Below are 14,562 nucleotides of genomic sequence, written 5' to 3' on the forward strand. Positions count from 1 at the left end.
CAATTATCACGGAATATTACAAAGTGTAATATTTGTGATGGCTAGATGCGCGACATGGAGCCGCAGAAAATCAAGAACATGGGAAAAAAGATAATGAAATCAAGTAAAATCAGAATGATTTTTGCAAGACCAAATCCACGCAACCCATGATCACAAAATTAACGAAAATAATTTTGCGCGATCGCCATAATTAATGCCTCATTTGAGCAAATTCAGGGGCTGTTAACCATAAGCCGGTGCAAGATTATGTGTGCCGGGCAAGCGAGGGAGAAAATTTCTACCCTTTCATTGAACCGTTTGCGGTCCAGGTTAACAACCATAGGAAGTAAATTCTGCCGCCTTCACTCCCTGGAAGGCAGGGTCGTGATGCGTAAACCGACGCTGACCACTGCTGCATCATCTAAAATGCGATGGGCGTCGTCGAAAACACGGATAATCAAACGTCTTTACCTTGCGAGCGCGCAAAGCGGTAGCTGCGGTGCGCCGCGTTCAATTTGGGCAGGGGAGGCTGCGAAGTCATGAGCATATCCTATCGTTGGATTATTGTTGCTGCGGGGGCATTGATGACCTGCGTTGCGATTGGCGCGATGTTCTCACTGGCGATCTTCCAGGAGCCCATCGCAATCGAGACCGGCTGGTCACACGCGGGCATCGCGACTGCGATGACGCTCAATTTCATTGTTATGGGGATTGGCGGCTTTCTCTGGGGCACCGCAAGCGATCGCTTTGGTCCGCGCGTTGTCGTTCTGATCGGCGCCGGCGGCCTCGGGCTGGCGCTTGTGTTGGCGAGCCGCGCGGAGTCCCTTCTGCAATTTCAGCTGAGCTACGGCTTTCTGGTGGGGTTTGCCGCCAGCACGTTCTTTGCGCCGATGATCGCGACCACGACAGGTTGGTTCGAGGAGAACCGCAGCCTTGCCGTCTCATTGGTTTCTGCCGGCATGGGTGTCGCGCCGATGACGATCTCGCCCTTCGCGCGCTGGCTTATTTCCGCCTACGATTGGCGAACCGCGATGCTGCTGATCGGTGTTGCTGCCTGGGTCCTGCTGATACCGGCAGCCCTGCTCGTTCGGCGTCCGCCGGCCGAAGCCGGCGACGGCGCAGCCACCGCTATCGCGAGCGGCGAGCAACCTTCACTCTCGCGGGTGTTCCGGTCGCCGCAATTCATCGTGCTCGGCCTGACGTTCTTCGCCTGCTGCGCGGCGCATTCCGGCCCGATCTTCCACATGGTCAGCTATGCCACGATCTGCGGGATAGCACCGATGGCCGCCGTCAGTATCTACAGTGTCGAAGGGCTTGCAGGGCTCGGCGGCCGACTTCTCTATGGTGGGCTTGCCGACAGGATCGGAGTGAAGCCCGTCCTCGTCGTCGGCCTGCTCGTCCAGGCGATCGCGCTGGCGACCTACCTCTTCGTCAGCCGGCTCGGCGAATTCTACGTTCTCGCGATTATCTTCGGCAGTGCCTATGGCGGCGTGATGCCGCTTTATGCCGTGCTTGCTCGGGAATATTTCGGGCCACGCATCATCGGTACTGTGTTTGGTGCAGCGACGATGCTTTCCAGCCTCGGCATGGCCTTTGGCCCTCTGATCGGTGGCTGGATCTTCGACACCTTCGCCAACTACTCTTGGCTGTTCATCGGATCCGCGCTGGTCGGGCTGGGGGCAGCGGCGATAGCACTGGCGTTCCCGCCGCTCGCCCAGGCAAAGGCCGAGCCGGCCCTTGGCATATCCGCATGAAGCGTCAGCTAGCCGCGCCAGCGGTTGCTCTGCATGAGCTGCGCGAGCGAGGCAGGATAGATCGGGAAGGAGAACGTAAAGCCCGCTGCCTTCAGCTTGGCGTTCGAGACCCGTTTGTTCTCGCCGTAGAAGGACCGCGCCATCGCCGTGAGTTCAGCCGTCTCGAAAGGCTGCTCCGGCGGCGGCGCGACGCCCATCAGGCGTGCGGCCTCGACAATGACGTCCTGTGGCGGGCCGGGCAGGTCGTCCGTCACATTATATATGCCGCCGAGCCCGCGCTCGGCGAGGAACCGCGTGGCCGCCCCGATATCCTCCACCCGGATCCGGTTGAAGACCTGATCCTTCTTGATCAGCCGTCGGGCAGTGCCGCGTTTCAGATTGCAAAAGGCATTGCGGCCCGGGCCATAGATGCCGGATAGGCGGAGAACTGCCGCCGGGACGTGGGCCTCAGCGCCGATCTCCATCCAGCTGTCTTCCGCTTCCAGTCGCTCCTTCGACCGTCCGGAAACTGGCGTGCACGACGTTTCTTCGGTTACCCAACCGCCCTTGTGATCGCCGTAGACGCCCACCGTCGAGAGGTAGCCGATCCACTGAAGCTTGGGCATCATCTCCCGCAAGCGATCGCCCGCCAGCCTGATCAGCGGATCGCCATTCTCCCGCGGCGCAATGGATTGGACGAGGTGGGTCGCCTCCTGCATTGCCTCGCTCAATTCCTTGTCCAGCACCTCACCGTCGAAAACGAAAGCGTCGATCCCCTGGCCACGCAGGGCAGCTGCCTTGTCTTTCGAGCGTGTCGTACCGGAGACGCGCATGCCTTCTGCCATGAAAGCCTTGGCGATTGCCGTGCCCGAATAGCCGCAGCCGAAAATCATCACATGCATCAAACTGCTCCCGCCAAGCGCCACTCATTCAGGACATCGCTGTCCGACTCATCCGGCCTTTGTGCCGCAAAGGCAGAAAATTCTCCAGCCTCGAGAAGGCGCGAAAGCGCCCAAACCGCCATGCCACGCACGACGGGCGAGGCGTCCCGCGACAATGCCCGACATCGGTCGACAAATCGGCGATCGCCCGAATTGCCGGTGGCGATGAGCACATTCCGGATGAACCGATCGCGGCCAATGCGCTTGACCGGCGAGCCGCTGAAGAAGGCGCGGAAGCCGGCGTCGTCGAGGCGGAGCAGGTCCTCGATTGATGGTTCCTTCAAGTCCTCTCGGGCCTGCAGCTTCATTTCGGAAGCCTCATGGGCAAATTTGTTCCATGGGCAGGCGGCAAGGCAGTCATCGCAACCATAGATCCGATTGCCAATCAGTGGCCGCAACGCCGGATCGATCGGTCCCTTGTGTTCTATGGTGAGGTAGGAGATGCAGCGTCGCGCGTCGATCTGGTAGGGACCGGGAAAGGCATTGGTCGGACAGATATCGAGACAGGCGCGGCAGGAGCCGCAGTGATCTATCTCTGGCGCGTCCGTGTTCAGGTCCGCGGTCGTGAACATGGAACCGAGGAAAAGCCAGGAGCCGTGCTCGCGGCTGACAAGGTTCGTGTGCTTGCCCTGCCAGCCGAGGCCGGCCGCGGCCGCTAAGGGTTTCTCCATCACCGGGGCTGTGTCGACAAAGACCTTCACGTCTGCGCCGGCGCGCGCTGCAAAGCGCGTCGCAATCTCTTTCAATCGCCCCTTGATGACATCGTGATAGTCGCGATTGCGCGCGTAGACCGAGATCGCAGCCTTGTCGGGCTTTGCCAGAATCTCGCGGGGATCGTCCTCTGGCCCATAATTGAGGCCGAAGACGACGATCGAGCGGACATCGCTCCAGAGAGTGCGCGGATCGCCTCGCCTGTCGCGGGTTTCCGCCATCCACTCCATCGTTCCATGCCGCCCGGCGTCGATGAATTCGCCAAGCCGCCCCTTGGCCTGCGGGATAGCGTCCGGTCGCGTGACGCGACAGAGGTCGAAACCCAACGCCTTTGCCTCCGCCCGAACGAAGGCGGTGAGGGTATCGCGGCGTCTCTGTTCCTTGTTTTCTGTGGCCATCGAAGGCCCTCGTCAGAAATCCAGATCGGCGTAGTGCGAAACCGGTGTCAGACCCCGCACGCGCTCGGTAAGCAGCGGTCGGAAGGATGGACGCGACTTCAGGCGCTGATACCAATCCTTGACAACAGGAGCTTCCGACCAGTCGATTTCACCGAGATAATCGAGAATGGAAACTGCCGAGGCAGCAGCCAGATCGGCATAGCTCATTCGGTCACCGGCCAGCCACTGGCGTGAGCCTGCGAGCCATGTCAGGTATTTCATGTGCTGGCGGATATTCGCCCGTGCCGTGCGAAGGATCTTAGAATCCGGCGCACCACCACCCTGATCCGCCGTCATCTGCAGTTTATAAACGCGCTCGCGGGCAAGCGGCTTGGTCACGTCGGTTTCCATCTTCTGCATGAACCATTCTGTCAGCCGGCGAATTTCGGCGCGCTGGAATGGATCTTCGGCCAGCAGCCGGCGATCGCGCTTCAGGACGCCGTGCGTCTCGTCGAGATACTCGGAGATCACAGCGGCGCCACACAGCGCCCGCATGCTGTCATCGACGTAGACCGGCAATGTTCCGGCTGGGTTCAGCGCGAGGAAATCCCGGCGCTTCTCCCATGTCTGCTCCTCGATCAGGTCCGTCTGATAGCCGTACTCCGTCAGGATCAACCGAACGAAGCGTGATGCGGATGACATGGGGTGATGGTAGAGCGTGGGCATCGAGCCTCGGATTTTTCTTGATGGGTGTGGTGCATTGCGGAGGCGCGATAATCATAGCGCCCTAGTCATGACTCATTCGTTGAAGCTATAGGAGCTTGGCCCTTCCAATACAAGCGAGTCGGGTTACGGACCGCCTGACAAAGGACGTGGACGTGCCCGAGAAACTGATTTTTGCTTCTCGCCCTGTCTTCGTCACTTCCAGACGCCATAACCCCAAAGCCCGACCAAACTCCACGGAGAGAATTCATGGAATATGTAAACTCTATAATTCTAGGCATAATAGAGGGAATTACCGAGTTTCTGCCGATTTCGAGCACCGGCCACCTCATCATTGCGGAGCAATGGCTCGGCCACCGGTCGGATATGTTCAATATCGTTATTCAGGCCGGCGCCATCCTCGCCGTCACGATCATTTACTGGCGTCGGCTGTTGGACCTGATGCTCGGATGGCGGGATCCGCGGAATCGCACCTACGCCGCCAAGCTGATCGTCGCGTTTCTCATCACGGCGATCCTCGGACTTGTCGTCAAGAAGCTCGGCTTTCAGCTGCCTGAGACTGCGACGCCGATCGCCTGGGCGCTGATCATTGGCGGTGTCTGGATGATGTGTGCCGAATGGGCAGCTGCCCGCCGGCCGCCCCACAAGGAGATAACCTGGCTCGTTGCCATCTTGGTCGGCATTGCCCAGGTGGTTGCCGGCGTCTTCCCGGGAACGTCACGCTCCGGCGCCACGATTTTCGTCGCCATGCTGGCAGGCACGGGCAATCGGGCCGCGGCGACAGAATTCGCTTTTCTCGTCGGTATCCCGACCATGTATGCCGCGAGCGCCTTTGAATTGCTGAAGACGTTCAAGGATGGTGGAGCAGCAAACGAGGATTGGACCGGCCTTGGGATTGCCTTCGTCGTTTCCACGGTGGTCGCGTTCATCGCCGTGAAATGGCTGCTATCCTATATCCGGAGCAACCGGTTTACAGTATTTGCGATCTACCGCATCATTCTCGGAGTTATTCTGCTCGGCATGGCTGCGTCCGGCATGATTGCCTGATACGCTTGCCGCATTCGCGCAATTCATGGCGCGAATGCGGATTAATCCGCCATCGTTTCCCGCAAGCTGGAAACAGCGAACTCACAGCTTAAAGCGCTATGCTTCAGGCGTTCTGTTCGGGCCATTTGCCACAGACAATAGGAATAATGCCGGCGCTGAGGCGCCGGTCTTTCGTCATCGGCTGATGGAGCCGGTCTCGCAGGGATCAACGCCGTAGGCTGGCGAGCACTCGCCCTTCACCGCTGCAACCGAACCGGGTGCAATGAAGGAGCCTGCCAGAATAACCAGCGCCGCACACGCAAACAGGAGCGCGATTGACCTACCCATCGAAGAAAGCCTTTCAAAAGTCGTTAGCGCGCCGTCAAAGGCGCTGAGTCCATTGGGAGACGCGCGCGGTGTGTAGTCAGTGGAGTGATAAATAGCAATAAATGTTCCTGCTAAATTTGGTGTTAATTCCGCTAATTTTTACGTGCGGCTTTTATGCAACTTATGCCCATTCGGCGCCGGGCAAAAAGCGTGCACAACTTGCGCGATTCTGAAAAACCCTTCCACGAAAAACGCCGCCCACGAGGATCGCGAGCGGCGTGTGGTGTTGGGAAGTAGGATGGCCTCAGGCGGCCTTGCCTGATCCGGTATACTGACCGTGCGGACGATACTGCACGAGGTACGAACCAATGACTGAACTCACCAGGGTTGGCGTGATGCCGATGCCCTTCAAGGTACGGTCTTCGGCTTCCGCTTCCTTCGAAACAATATTGTCCTTCCTCAGCAGGCGCACCTGGTCGGCCGTGATCGGCGGTGTGATGAACGGAACGAGCGAGGCGATGCTGCCGATGAGCGACGCGATGCCGAAGGGGATCGAAACCAGACGATTCTTGCGCCAGGTTGCCTTGAGCATGATCTCGAGACATTCACGGAACGTCAGCACTTCAGGTCCGCCAAGCTCATAGATTTCGCCCCCGGCCACCTTGCCCTCCACAGCCTTGGCGACGGCTTCGGCAACGTCCACGACGTAGACCGGCTGGAATTTCGTTTTGCCGCCGCCGATCAGTGGCAGAACGGGTGCGATGCGCGCCATGTCGGCAAACTTGTTGAAGAAGCTGTCCTCGGGACCGAAGACGACTGATGGACGGTAGATGATGGCATCCGGCTTGATCGCGTGGATCGCTGCTTCGGCGCGACCCTTGGTGCGGGCGTATCCGGAGTCGGAATGCGCGTGCGCGCCGATCGCCGAGATGTGGATCAGCTTGGCGCCGACGGCACGGGCCGCTTCAGCGACGGCACGGGCGCCGAACTCCTGAACCGCCTCGAACGAGTTGCGGCCCGCCTCGTGCAGGATGCCGACACAGTTGACCACGTAGTCGGCGCCTTCTACGGCACGATCGACGGAGTTGCGGTAGCGCAGGTTCGCCTGGAAGAAGGATATCTGCCCGACATTGCCGAGCGGCTGCAGGAAGCCGGCGAGATCCGGGCGACGAACGGCAACGCGGATGCGGTAGCCGCGCTTTGCGAGCGTGCGCACGATATGCCTGCCGATGAAGCCGGACCCTCCGAACACGGTGACGAGTGGCGGCAAGTTGGCAAGGGTCATGACAGGCTCCTCGAAAGGCTCAGTTGTGTGATCGATCTGGTTTCGTCTTAGACCAATCGCGGCGTGACGAAAAGGGCCATCGCGCCGCAGTTCTCAGGGCTGAAAATTCGCCTCAGATGCCTTCGACGACGACCATCTCGGCATCGGCGATTTCCTGGCGGATTTTGGCGGCGATCTGGTATTCCGGCGAATTGTAGCAATCGACGGCGTGCTGCATCGAGGGGAACTCGATCACGACGTTGCGCGCCCGCGCCTTGCCCTCGAGCTCGGTGATCGCGCCGCCGCGGGCGAGAAAGTTGGCGCCATACTTCTCGAAGGCCGGCTTGGCTGCCGCAACATAGTCCTTGTAGCGCTCGGTCTCGCGAACATCGACGCGTGCAATCCAGTATCCTTTTGCCATCTCAACGCTCCCTGGCTTGGTTGATTATTGAAGGGCCGCCGACATTTCGGCGAGGATTGCCCGAGCCGCTTCCTTGGGATTAGCAGCCTTGACGATCGGGCGGGCGACGACGAGATGGCTGGAGCCGGCCTTCAGCGCCGCGGCCGGCGTCATCACGCGTTTCTGGTCGCCCTTGTCGCTGCCGGCCGGGCGAATGCCCGGTGTGACGAGCGCCATATCGGGGCCGATGATCTTGCGGACGGCGGACGCTTCCTCGGCGGAGCAGACGATGCCGCCCATGCCGGCAAGGTGCGCTTGTTCGGCGCGGCGCAGTACGAGGGTATGTGGATCATACTCGTAACCGGCCGCGAACAGGTCCTGCTCATCCATCGAGGTCAGCACAGTCACGCCGAGCAAGCAGAGGTCGGATCCCTTGGCGGCCTCGACCGCAGCTTTCATTGCCTTCGGATAGGCGTGCAGCGTCAGCATCGACATACCCATCTTGACGATGTTCTCGACGCCTGAGGCGACTGTGTTGTCGATGTCGAGCAGCTTCATGTCGAGGAAGATCTTCTTGCCGCTCTTCGCAAGGTCGCGCGCAAATTCCAGGCCGCCGGCAAAGGCAAGCTGATAGCCGATCTTGTAGAAAACGACGTCGTCGCCAAGCGCATCGACGATCTTCTCAGCCTCGCCAAGCGTTGGAACATCCAGCCCGACGATCAGCCGCTCGCGTGCATCCATGTCACATCCATCCCTGCCACTCTTCGATAGGCGTCCAGTCGCACGATGGGCGCCGATCCGCAAGGCTGAAACAGTAGAGATTGCCGCCGCCTCCCGGCTGGTCGCCGTCGCGCCGGATCGGGCGGCCCTGCAAATGGCACTTCAGCAAGGTTCCCACACCTCCGTGGCCCACGAATGCAATGGGCAAGGCGGGATCATGCGAAGCGAGGACATCGGTGACGGCCGAAACGATCCGCCGTTGCGCATCGATCGCCCGTTCCCAACCTCTGAAGCTCTCTTCGGGATGCGCAAAGAACCAGTCGGCCGCCTTCTCGAATTCCGGCGGTGGCAGGAAACCGGTGGCCGAGCGGTCGTTCTCGTGCATGCGGTGGACAATCTCGACGGGCACCCCTGCAGCGGCGGCAAGGATCTCCGCGGTCTCGATCGCTTTCGTCTCGTCGCTGGAAACGATGCGCCGCAGCTGCCGTACCCAACTGCTTTCGGCCGCCTTGCGGGTACGCGCGGCACCCATCTCCGACAATCCCCATTTGGGCACGGCAACGGCCGGATCGATCTTCACTTGCGGATGGGTGATGTAAAGGCCAAACACCGGGTTCAGCCGCGCCGGTAGATCCAGAGCTGCGCCGGCGGGATGTTGCGAACGATAAAGTCGAAGTGCTGGATGTGATAGCGATCGGGCCGGGCAATGATCGGCGACACCGGGCCGTAGGAAATCTGCACGACGGGCCGGCCGGCCGGCAGGCGGTCGAGCAGGCTTTCCAGAAGCGCGATGCGCGCCTGCATCGGGAAGTTCAGGAGCGGAACGGCGGAAACGACGGAATCGAAGGTCTGACCCTTCAGGTCACCGAGCGTCTTGTCGAGGTTGAACGCATCGCCATTGATGAAGTTCACGCCCGGATAGAGCCGGACCAGGTGCTCGTAGAAATCCGTCGAATATTCGACGGCGACCAGATTTTCCGGCTTTACCCCGCGCCCGAGGATTGCCTTGGTGATCGCCCCGGTGCCCGGTCCAAGCTCGAGAACCGGCAAGCCCGAGTGCAGGTTGACGACGCTCGCCATCTTGCGCGCGGTGATGGAGGAGGTGGGAACGATCGAACCGACGGTCTTCGGCCCCTGCATCATTCCCTTGAAGAAGCGGATCTCCTCATCGAACTTCTTGCCCAGCCGTTCCTTCAGGCGCAACGCCATGCCGTCCTCCTAGATATGCAACCAGCAGCCCGGTCCCTAATTGCGGCCAGTCGGCACGAAAAACAAGACCCGACGTCGCAATTGACAAAATTTGCGTAGTAAATGCGACGCGCTCCTAGACGCGCATCGGCATCAGCACATAGAGAGCGTCGTCACCGGCCGTGTCGCGAATGAGCGTTGGCGAGCCGGCATCGGCGAGCAGGAAGATCGCTTCGTCGCCCGAAAGCTGCGCCGTGATGTCGAGCAGGTACTTCGCGTTGAAGCCGATTTCCATGGCGTCTGTGTCGTAGCCGACGGCGACTTCTTCGGTCGCGCTGCCGGAATCCGGGTTGTTGACGGTGAGTAGTAGCTGGCCGTCGGAGAGGGCGAGCTTGACCGCGCGGCCACGCTCGGAGGAGATGGTCGAGACGCGGTCGACGGCCTGCGCGAAGCTTGTGCAGTCGACCCGCATTTCCTTGTCATTGTTGGTCGGGATGACGCGTTGGTAATCCGGGAACGTGCCGTCGATCAGCTTCGACGTCATGACGATCGAGCCGATGCTGAGACGGATCTTGGCGTCGGAAACTTCGACGGTCACAATCGCGTCGGGTACATCGACAAGCTTCTGCAGCTCGCCCACGGTCTTGCGCGGGATGATGATGCCGGGCATGCCTTCCGAGCCCGATGGCGCATCCACGTCGGCCCGGGCGAGGCGGTGGCCGTCGGTTGCAACGGCGCGGAGCTTCAGGTCGCCCTTGCTTTCGATGGTATGGAAGAAAATGCCGTTCAGATAGTAGCGGGTTTCCTCGGTCGAGATCGCGAACTGCGTCCGATCGATCAGCATCTTGAGGTCGGTCGCCTTCAGCTTGAAGGTATGGCTGAAGGTGCCGGCGGTGAGATCAGGGAAGTCGGATTCCGGCAGGCACTGCAGCGAGAACTTGGAGCGGCCGGACTGAACCGTCATCGAGCCGCCGTCGGTGCTGGTCGCAAGCAGCACTTCAGAACCGTCCGGCAGCTTGCGCACGATGTCGTAAAGAAGATGCGCGGGAACGGTCGTTGCGCCCGCCTGTTCGACGTTGGCAGGCGTCGCCTCGGTCACCTCGAGGTCTAGGTCGGTTGCCTTCATGTCCAGGTTCTGGCCGTCGGCACGCAGCAGGATGTTGGACAGGATCGGGATTGTGTTCCGGCGTTCGACCACGCGATGCACGTGGTTCAGCGACTTCAAAAGGTTGGACCGCTCAATTGTAATACGCATGGGATGCTACCGCTTTCGACCGTTACTGCTTGGGCGCGCATGTCGCGCGCCGCAAGGAATGCTTTTTCCCAAAAGGGACCGGAGAGTGGACAGGCAAAATGGCAGAATTTTGCGACGGATTGCAAGAGGCGCAAACGGAAGCGTCGATGCAATTGCCCTTTTTCCCGCGCAATGCTCACAGAAATTGCAGCGGCCTTGCCGAACTGCAAGGCCTCGCCCATAAAGGCGCGAAGCCAAAGAAAGTAGACGTACCTTGAGCAACGACGATGTGATGGCCGAAGGCGGCAGGCAACGCAGCTTCCGCCTGCACAATATGTCCATTCCGGCGCGGCCATTGGAGCCGGCGCTGTATCTCGTCGCAACGCCGATCGGCAATCTCGGCGACATCACCCTGCGCGCACTGGAAACGCTCGCCGGTGCCGATGTGCTGGCCTGCGAGGACACGCGCGTCACCCGCGTGCTGCTGGACCGCTACGGCATTCAGAACCGCCCCTACGCCTATCACGAGCACAATGCCGACGAGGCTGGCCCGCGACTGATGCAGGCGCTGGAGGCCGGCAAATCCGTCGCTCTTGTATCTGATGCAGGGACGCCCCTGGTCTCAGACCCCGGCTATCGTCTCGCACAGAGCGCCATCGAGGCAGGTTATCGCGTCGTGCCCATTCCCGGTGCGTCCGCCCCCCTTGCGGCTCTGGTTGGTTCCGGCCTGCCCAACGATGCCTTTCTATTCGCCGGTTTTCTGCCGACCAAGGACAAGGCGCGTCGCGATCGTCTGGCTGGGTTCGTAACCGTTTCCGCAACACTGATGTTCTTTGAATCGCCGCATCGCATAGCGGCAACGCTGGCCGCTGCCGCCGATGTGCTCGGCGGTGATCGCGTGGCCTCCGTCTGTCGCGAATTGACCAAGACGTACGAGGAGTTTCGCCGCGGAACGCTGGCGGAGCTTGCTGCACATTATGCCGATGTCGACAGCGTCAAAGGCGAGATCGTGCTTGTCATTGGTCCGCCGCCGGAGCGCCCGGTCGAAGCCGCCGACGTCGATGCGATCCTGACCGACCTAGCCAGGACCCTACCGACCTCCAAGGCCGCCGCGGAAGCGTCGCGGCTGACGGGTCTTTCCAAGAAGGACCTCTACCAACGGCTTCTCGACATGAAGGGTGGCGATGGGCGATAGGGCTGCCGCGGCCGCCCGCCCCAAGGCGCTTCGCCCTGGCCATGTCTCCGAGTATTTGGCTGCTCTTTATCTCATGCTGAAGGGTTATGGCATCGTCGCCCTGCGCTATCGCACCAAGCTTGGCGTGATCGACATTGTTGCACCCAAGCGCAATCTGGCGATTTTCGTGGACGTGAAGGCGCGTCCGCGAGGAGATGAGCGCCATCGACGCTGTGCCGCCAATGGCACAAAATCGGATCAGAGCGGCGAGCGATCTGTGGTTGGCGCGCCAACGCGATTATGCTGTGCTTTCGAAGCGTTACGATACGGTGGTCATCTCGCCGGCCGCTTGCCTCGCCATTTTCCGAATGCCTTTCTGATGTCGATTGCAATCGTGTGCAAAAAGGTATCGATGTAACACTCCTGTCATCAAACCATTAAGGAGGCGTCATGGAAGGCCTCTATTGCACTCCTCACCCCAATAACTGGTGGAGAGGGATTAGCCATGTTCAAGAAAATTTCGATGGCGGCCATGGCCGTAAGCTTTTCGGCATCGTCGTCCTTTGCTGCGACCAACATCACGTGGTGGCACGGCATGGGCGGCCGCAACGGCGAAGTCATCAATGAGGTTGCACAGAAGTTCAACGCTTCGCAGTCTGCCTGCGCAATGACCCCAGTCAGCAAGGGTACCTACGAAGAAGCGCTTGCAGCTGGCATCGCCGCATTCCGCTCCGGCGAGCAGCCGAACATTCTGCAGGTCTTCGACGCAGGTGCTGCCACCATCATCAACGCCAAGGGCGCGGTCGTTCCGGCCGAAGATCTGATCAAGAACGCCGGCTACAAGTTCGACCGCAATGCCTTCATTCCGGGTGTTCGCTATTTCTACGCTGCTGCTGACGGCAAATTCGTCGGCATGCCCTTCAACTCTTCCGCTCCGATCATGTACACCAATCCGGAAGCGCTGAAAAAGGCAGGCGTCGAAGCCCCGAAGACCTGGGAAGAGTTCGAGGCGATCGCGCCGAAGCTCAAGGCCGCCGGCTACATCCCGCTCGTCCAGTCGCAGCTGACCTGGGAATTCACCGAGAACTTCTTCTCGCGCAACAACATCCAGTTCGCCACCAACAAGAACGGCTACGACAGCGTCGTCGACACCAAGCTCAAGGTCACCGACCCGAACCTCATCATGATGTTCGACAAGCTGAAGGCCTGGTCTGACGAAGGTTACTTCAAGTACTACGGCGCCGGCTGGAGCGACAACCAGAAGCCCTTCGAAGAAGGCAAGGTCGCTCTCTGGATCGGTTCCTCGGGTTCCTTCGGCGGCCTGAAGAAGACGGCAACGATGCCCTTCTCGGCAACCTTCCTGCCGTACTGGGGTTCGATCAAGGGCGCTGGCACCCATAGCTTCATCGGCGGCGCTGCACTCTTTGCCATGTCGGGCAAGTCGGCTGAAGAGAACAAGTGCGTTGCGGATTTCTTCCAGTTCCTGACCTCGCCCGAGATCCAGAAGTTCTACCACCAGGCAACCGGCTACGTCGCAATCACCGAGGCAGCTTACGAGCTCGCCAAGAAGGAAGGCTACTATGACAAGGAGCCGGTGGCTGAAGTCGGCATCAAGCAGCTGAAGCTGGAAGACGGCGAATGGTCGAAGGGCTATCGCCTCGGCTTCTACCCGCAGATCCGCGAAATCATGGAACGCGAATATGGCCGTATCTTCTCGGGCGAAACCTCCGTCAAGGACGCTTTCGACACGATCGAGAAGGAAGGCAACCAGCTGCTCGAGCGTTTCGCCAAGACCGCCGGCTGAACTCGTTTATCGATGACAACAACGGTTCCGGAGGCGCTCGCCGTCTCCGGAACCGCTTTGCAAAGGTCCCGCCATGAAGCGCGTGCAGTTTTCGTCGCCAACGCTGCCTTATCTCTTCCTGCTGCCGCAGATGGCGGTCATTTTCATTTTCTTCTACTGGCCGTCCGTTCAGGCGGTGAAGTCGTCGTTCTTCCTCGAAGACCCGTTTGGCTTCGGCTCCAGTTTCGTCGGCCTGGATAACTATAGAGGTATTCTCGAAAGCACCGAATACCGCTCGATCGCCGGCTTCACGGCGGTCTTCACGGCGCTCGTCACTTTCTTCTCGCTGTCGTTCGGCCTGCTCTTGGCGGTCAAGGCGGATGCCGTCATTCGCGGCAATTCGACCTACAAGACATTGCTGATCTCGGTTTATGCGATCGCCCCGCCGGTTGCCGGCCTGATCGGCATGATGTTCTTCGACCAGCATATCGGTCCCTTCGTCCGCTTTGCCGCCCTGTTCGGCTGGGACATGAAGATCGGTCTCAATTATTTCGATACGGCTTTTGCGATGGTGGTCGTCTCCGTCTGGAAGCAGATCCCCTATAATTTCATCTTCTTTCTGTCGGGCCTCCAGGGGATTTCGGTCTCCGTTCGCGAAGCCGCGGCGCTCGACTGCCGCTCGGGCTTTCGCCGGTTCTGGACGGTCATCCTGCCGCTTCTGGCGCCGACGGCCTTCTTCCTCTTCGTGATCAACGTCACCTATTCGCTCTTCGACACCTTCGGCATTGTCGATGTGATGGTGAAGGACAAGGCGGCTAACAACCCGATCACGCTGGTCTACAAGGTCTATATGGATGGCTTCCGCGGCAACGACCTCGGCGGCTCATCGGCCCAGTCGGTGATCCTGATGATCGTCGTTTTCGTGCTGACCGTCTTCCAGTTCCGCTTCATTGAGCGGCGCGTTCACTACAATTGAGGAGCG

Annotated in this window: 17 protein-coding genes; 7 read left to right on the top strand and 10 right to left on the bottom strand. The window is 60.0% G+C overall.

Annotated features, from left to right (window positions below):
- Positions 1-518: 518 nt before the first annotated feature.
- Entirely contained in the window at positions 519-1,733 is a 1,215-nt protein-coding gene (locus ACSQ9D_RS20525; RefSeq protein ID WP_436283687.1) for an MFS transporter, read from the top strand.
- A gap of 8 nt (positions 1,734-1,741) precedes the next feature.
- Here ACSQ9D_RS20525 and ACSQ9D_RS20530 read toward each other — a convergent pair whose 3' ends face one another.
- The 3 genes from ACSQ9D_RS20530 to ACSQ9D_RS20540 are packed head-to-tail and all read right to left on the bottom strand — an operon-like array spanning position 1,742 to position 4,467.
- The gene (locus tag ACSQ9D_RS20530) at positions 1,742-2,614 is read right to left on the bottom strand and encodes an SDR family oxidoreductase (protein WP_436283688.1); all 873 of its coding nucleotides are present in this window, start codon (positions 2,612-2,614) and stop codon (positions 1,742-1,744) included.
- Positions 2,614-3,762 carry a tRNA epoxyqueuosine(34) reductase QueG gene (gene queG / locus ACSQ9D_RS20535; RefSeq protein ID WP_436283689.1) on the bottom strand — a complete coding sequence of 383 codons (1,149 nt, stop codon included), beginning with the start codon at positions 3,760-3,762 and terminating at the stop codon, positions 2,614-2,616. The genes ACSQ9D_RS20530 and queG overlap by 1 nt, the downstream gene beginning before the upstream one ends.
- 12 nt (positions 3,763-3,774) lie before the next feature.
- Positions 3,775-4,467, bottom strand: coding sequence for a glutathione S-transferase family protein (locus tag ACSQ9D_RS20540; RefSeq protein WP_024317747.1), 693 nt, complete (start codon positions 4,465-4,467; stop codon positions 3,775-3,777).
- A 246-nt stretch (positions 4,468-4,713) separates the two neighbouring features.
- On the opposite strand from ACSQ9D_RS20540, the gene ACSQ9D_RS20545 reads away from it, so the two are divergent.
- Entirely contained in the window at positions 4,714-5,511 is a 798-nt protein-coding gene (locus ACSQ9D_RS20545) for an undecaprenyl-diphosphate phosphatase (RefSeq protein ID WP_436283690.1), read from the top strand.
- Positions 5,512-5,685: 174 nt separating this feature from the next.
- On the opposite strand, the gene ACSQ9D_RS20550 is transcribed toward ACSQ9D_RS20545, so the two are convergent.
- The 7 genes from ACSQ9D_RS20550 to dnaN form a co-directional block, all read right to left on the bottom strand.
- Entirely contained in the window at positions 5,686-5,838 is a 153-nt protein-coding gene (locus ACSQ9D_RS20550) for a hypothetical protein (protein ID WP_007799501.1), read from the bottom strand.
- A 283-nt stretch (positions 5,839-6,121) separates the two neighbouring features.
- Positions 6,122-7,102 carry a complex I NDUFA9 subunit family protein gene (locus tag ACSQ9D_RS20555; protein WP_436283691.1) on the bottom strand — a complete coding sequence of 327 codons (981 nt, stop codon included), beginning with the start codon at positions 7,100-7,102 and terminating at the stop codon, positions 6,122-6,124.
- A 112-nt stretch (positions 7,103-7,214) separates the two neighbouring features.
- Positions 7,215-7,502: a DUF1330 domain-containing protein gene (locus tag ACSQ9D_RS20560; protein ID WP_024317750.1), complete on the bottom strand. Its 288-nt coding sequence runs from the start codon at positions 7,500-7,502 to the stop codon at positions 7,215-7,217.
- 24 nt (positions 7,503-7,526) lie between these two features.
- Positions 7,527-8,222, bottom strand: coding sequence for an orotidine-5'-phosphate decarboxylase (gene pyrF, locus ACSQ9D_RS20565; protein WP_436283692.1), 696 nt, complete (start codon positions 8,220-8,222; stop codon positions 7,527-7,529).
- A gap of 1 nt (position 8,223) precedes the next feature.
- Positions 8,224-8,811 (bottom strand): histidine phosphatase family protein, encoded by a 588-nt coding sequence (locus tag ACSQ9D_RS20570; RefSeq protein WP_436283693.1) that lies wholly within the window; start codon positions 8,809-8,811, stop codon positions 8,224-8,226.
- A gap of 5 nt (positions 8,812-8,816) precedes the next feature.
- Complete coding sequence (pmtA, locus tag ACSQ9D_RS20575) at positions 8,817-9,410, bottom strand: phospholipid N-methyltransferase PmtA (protein ID WP_037114873.1); 594 nt, start codon at positions 9,408-9,410, stop codon at positions 8,817-8,819.
- Between the two features lie 115 nt (positions 9,411-9,525).
- Positions 9,526-10,644: a DNA polymerase III subunit beta gene (gene dnaN / locus ACSQ9D_RS20580; RefSeq protein ID WP_436283694.1), complete on the bottom strand. Its 1,119-nt coding sequence runs from the start codon at positions 10,642-10,644 to the stop codon at positions 9,526-9,528.
- A gap of 98 nt (positions 10,645-10,742) precedes the next feature.
- Between dnaN and ACSQ9D_RS20585 the strand changes: the two genes are divergently transcribed.
- The 5 genes from ACSQ9D_RS20585 (at position 10,743) to ACSQ9D_RS20605 (ending at position 14,556) form a co-directional block, all read left to right on the top strand.
- On the top strand, positions 10,743-10,901 hold the full coding sequence (locus ACSQ9D_RS20585; protein WP_436283695.1) for a hypothetical protein: 159 nt from the start codon (positions 10,743-10,745) through the stop codon (positions 10,899-10,901).
- A 14-nt stretch (positions 10,902-10,915) separates the two neighbouring features.
- On the top strand, positions 10,916-11,818 hold the full coding sequence (gene rsmI, locus ACSQ9D_RS20590; protein WP_436283885.1) for a 16S rRNA (cytidine(1402)-2'-O)-methyltransferase: 903 nt from the start codon (positions 10,916-10,918) through the stop codon (positions 11,816-11,818).
- Positions 11,808-12,215 (top strand): YraN family protein, encoded by a 408-nt coding sequence (locus tag ACSQ9D_RS20595; RefSeq protein WP_436283696.1) that lies wholly within the window; start codon positions 11,808-11,810, stop codon positions 12,213-12,215. Before rsmI ends, ACSQ9D_RS20595 begins: the two co-directional genes overlap by 11 nt.
- A gap of 87 nt (positions 12,216-12,302) precedes the next feature.
- A complete protein-coding gene (locus ACSQ9D_RS20600; protein WP_436283697.1) occupies positions 12,303-13,601 on the top strand; it encodes an extracellular solute-binding protein in 1,299 nt (432 codons plus the stop codon).
- A 73-nt stretch (positions 13,602-13,674) separates the two neighbouring features.
- A complete protein-coding gene (locus ACSQ9D_RS20605) occupies positions 13,675-14,556 on the top strand; it encodes an ABC transporter permease subunit (RefSeq protein WP_436283698.1) in 882 nt (293 codons plus the stop codon).
- The last annotated feature ends 6 nt before the right edge of the window (positions 14,557-14,562 follow it).

Source organism: Rhizobium sp. LjRoot258, from assembly GCF_964254185.1.
Taxonomy (GTDB): domain Bacteria; phylum Pseudomonadota; class Alphaproteobacteria; order Rhizobiales; family Rhizobiaceae; genus Rhizobium.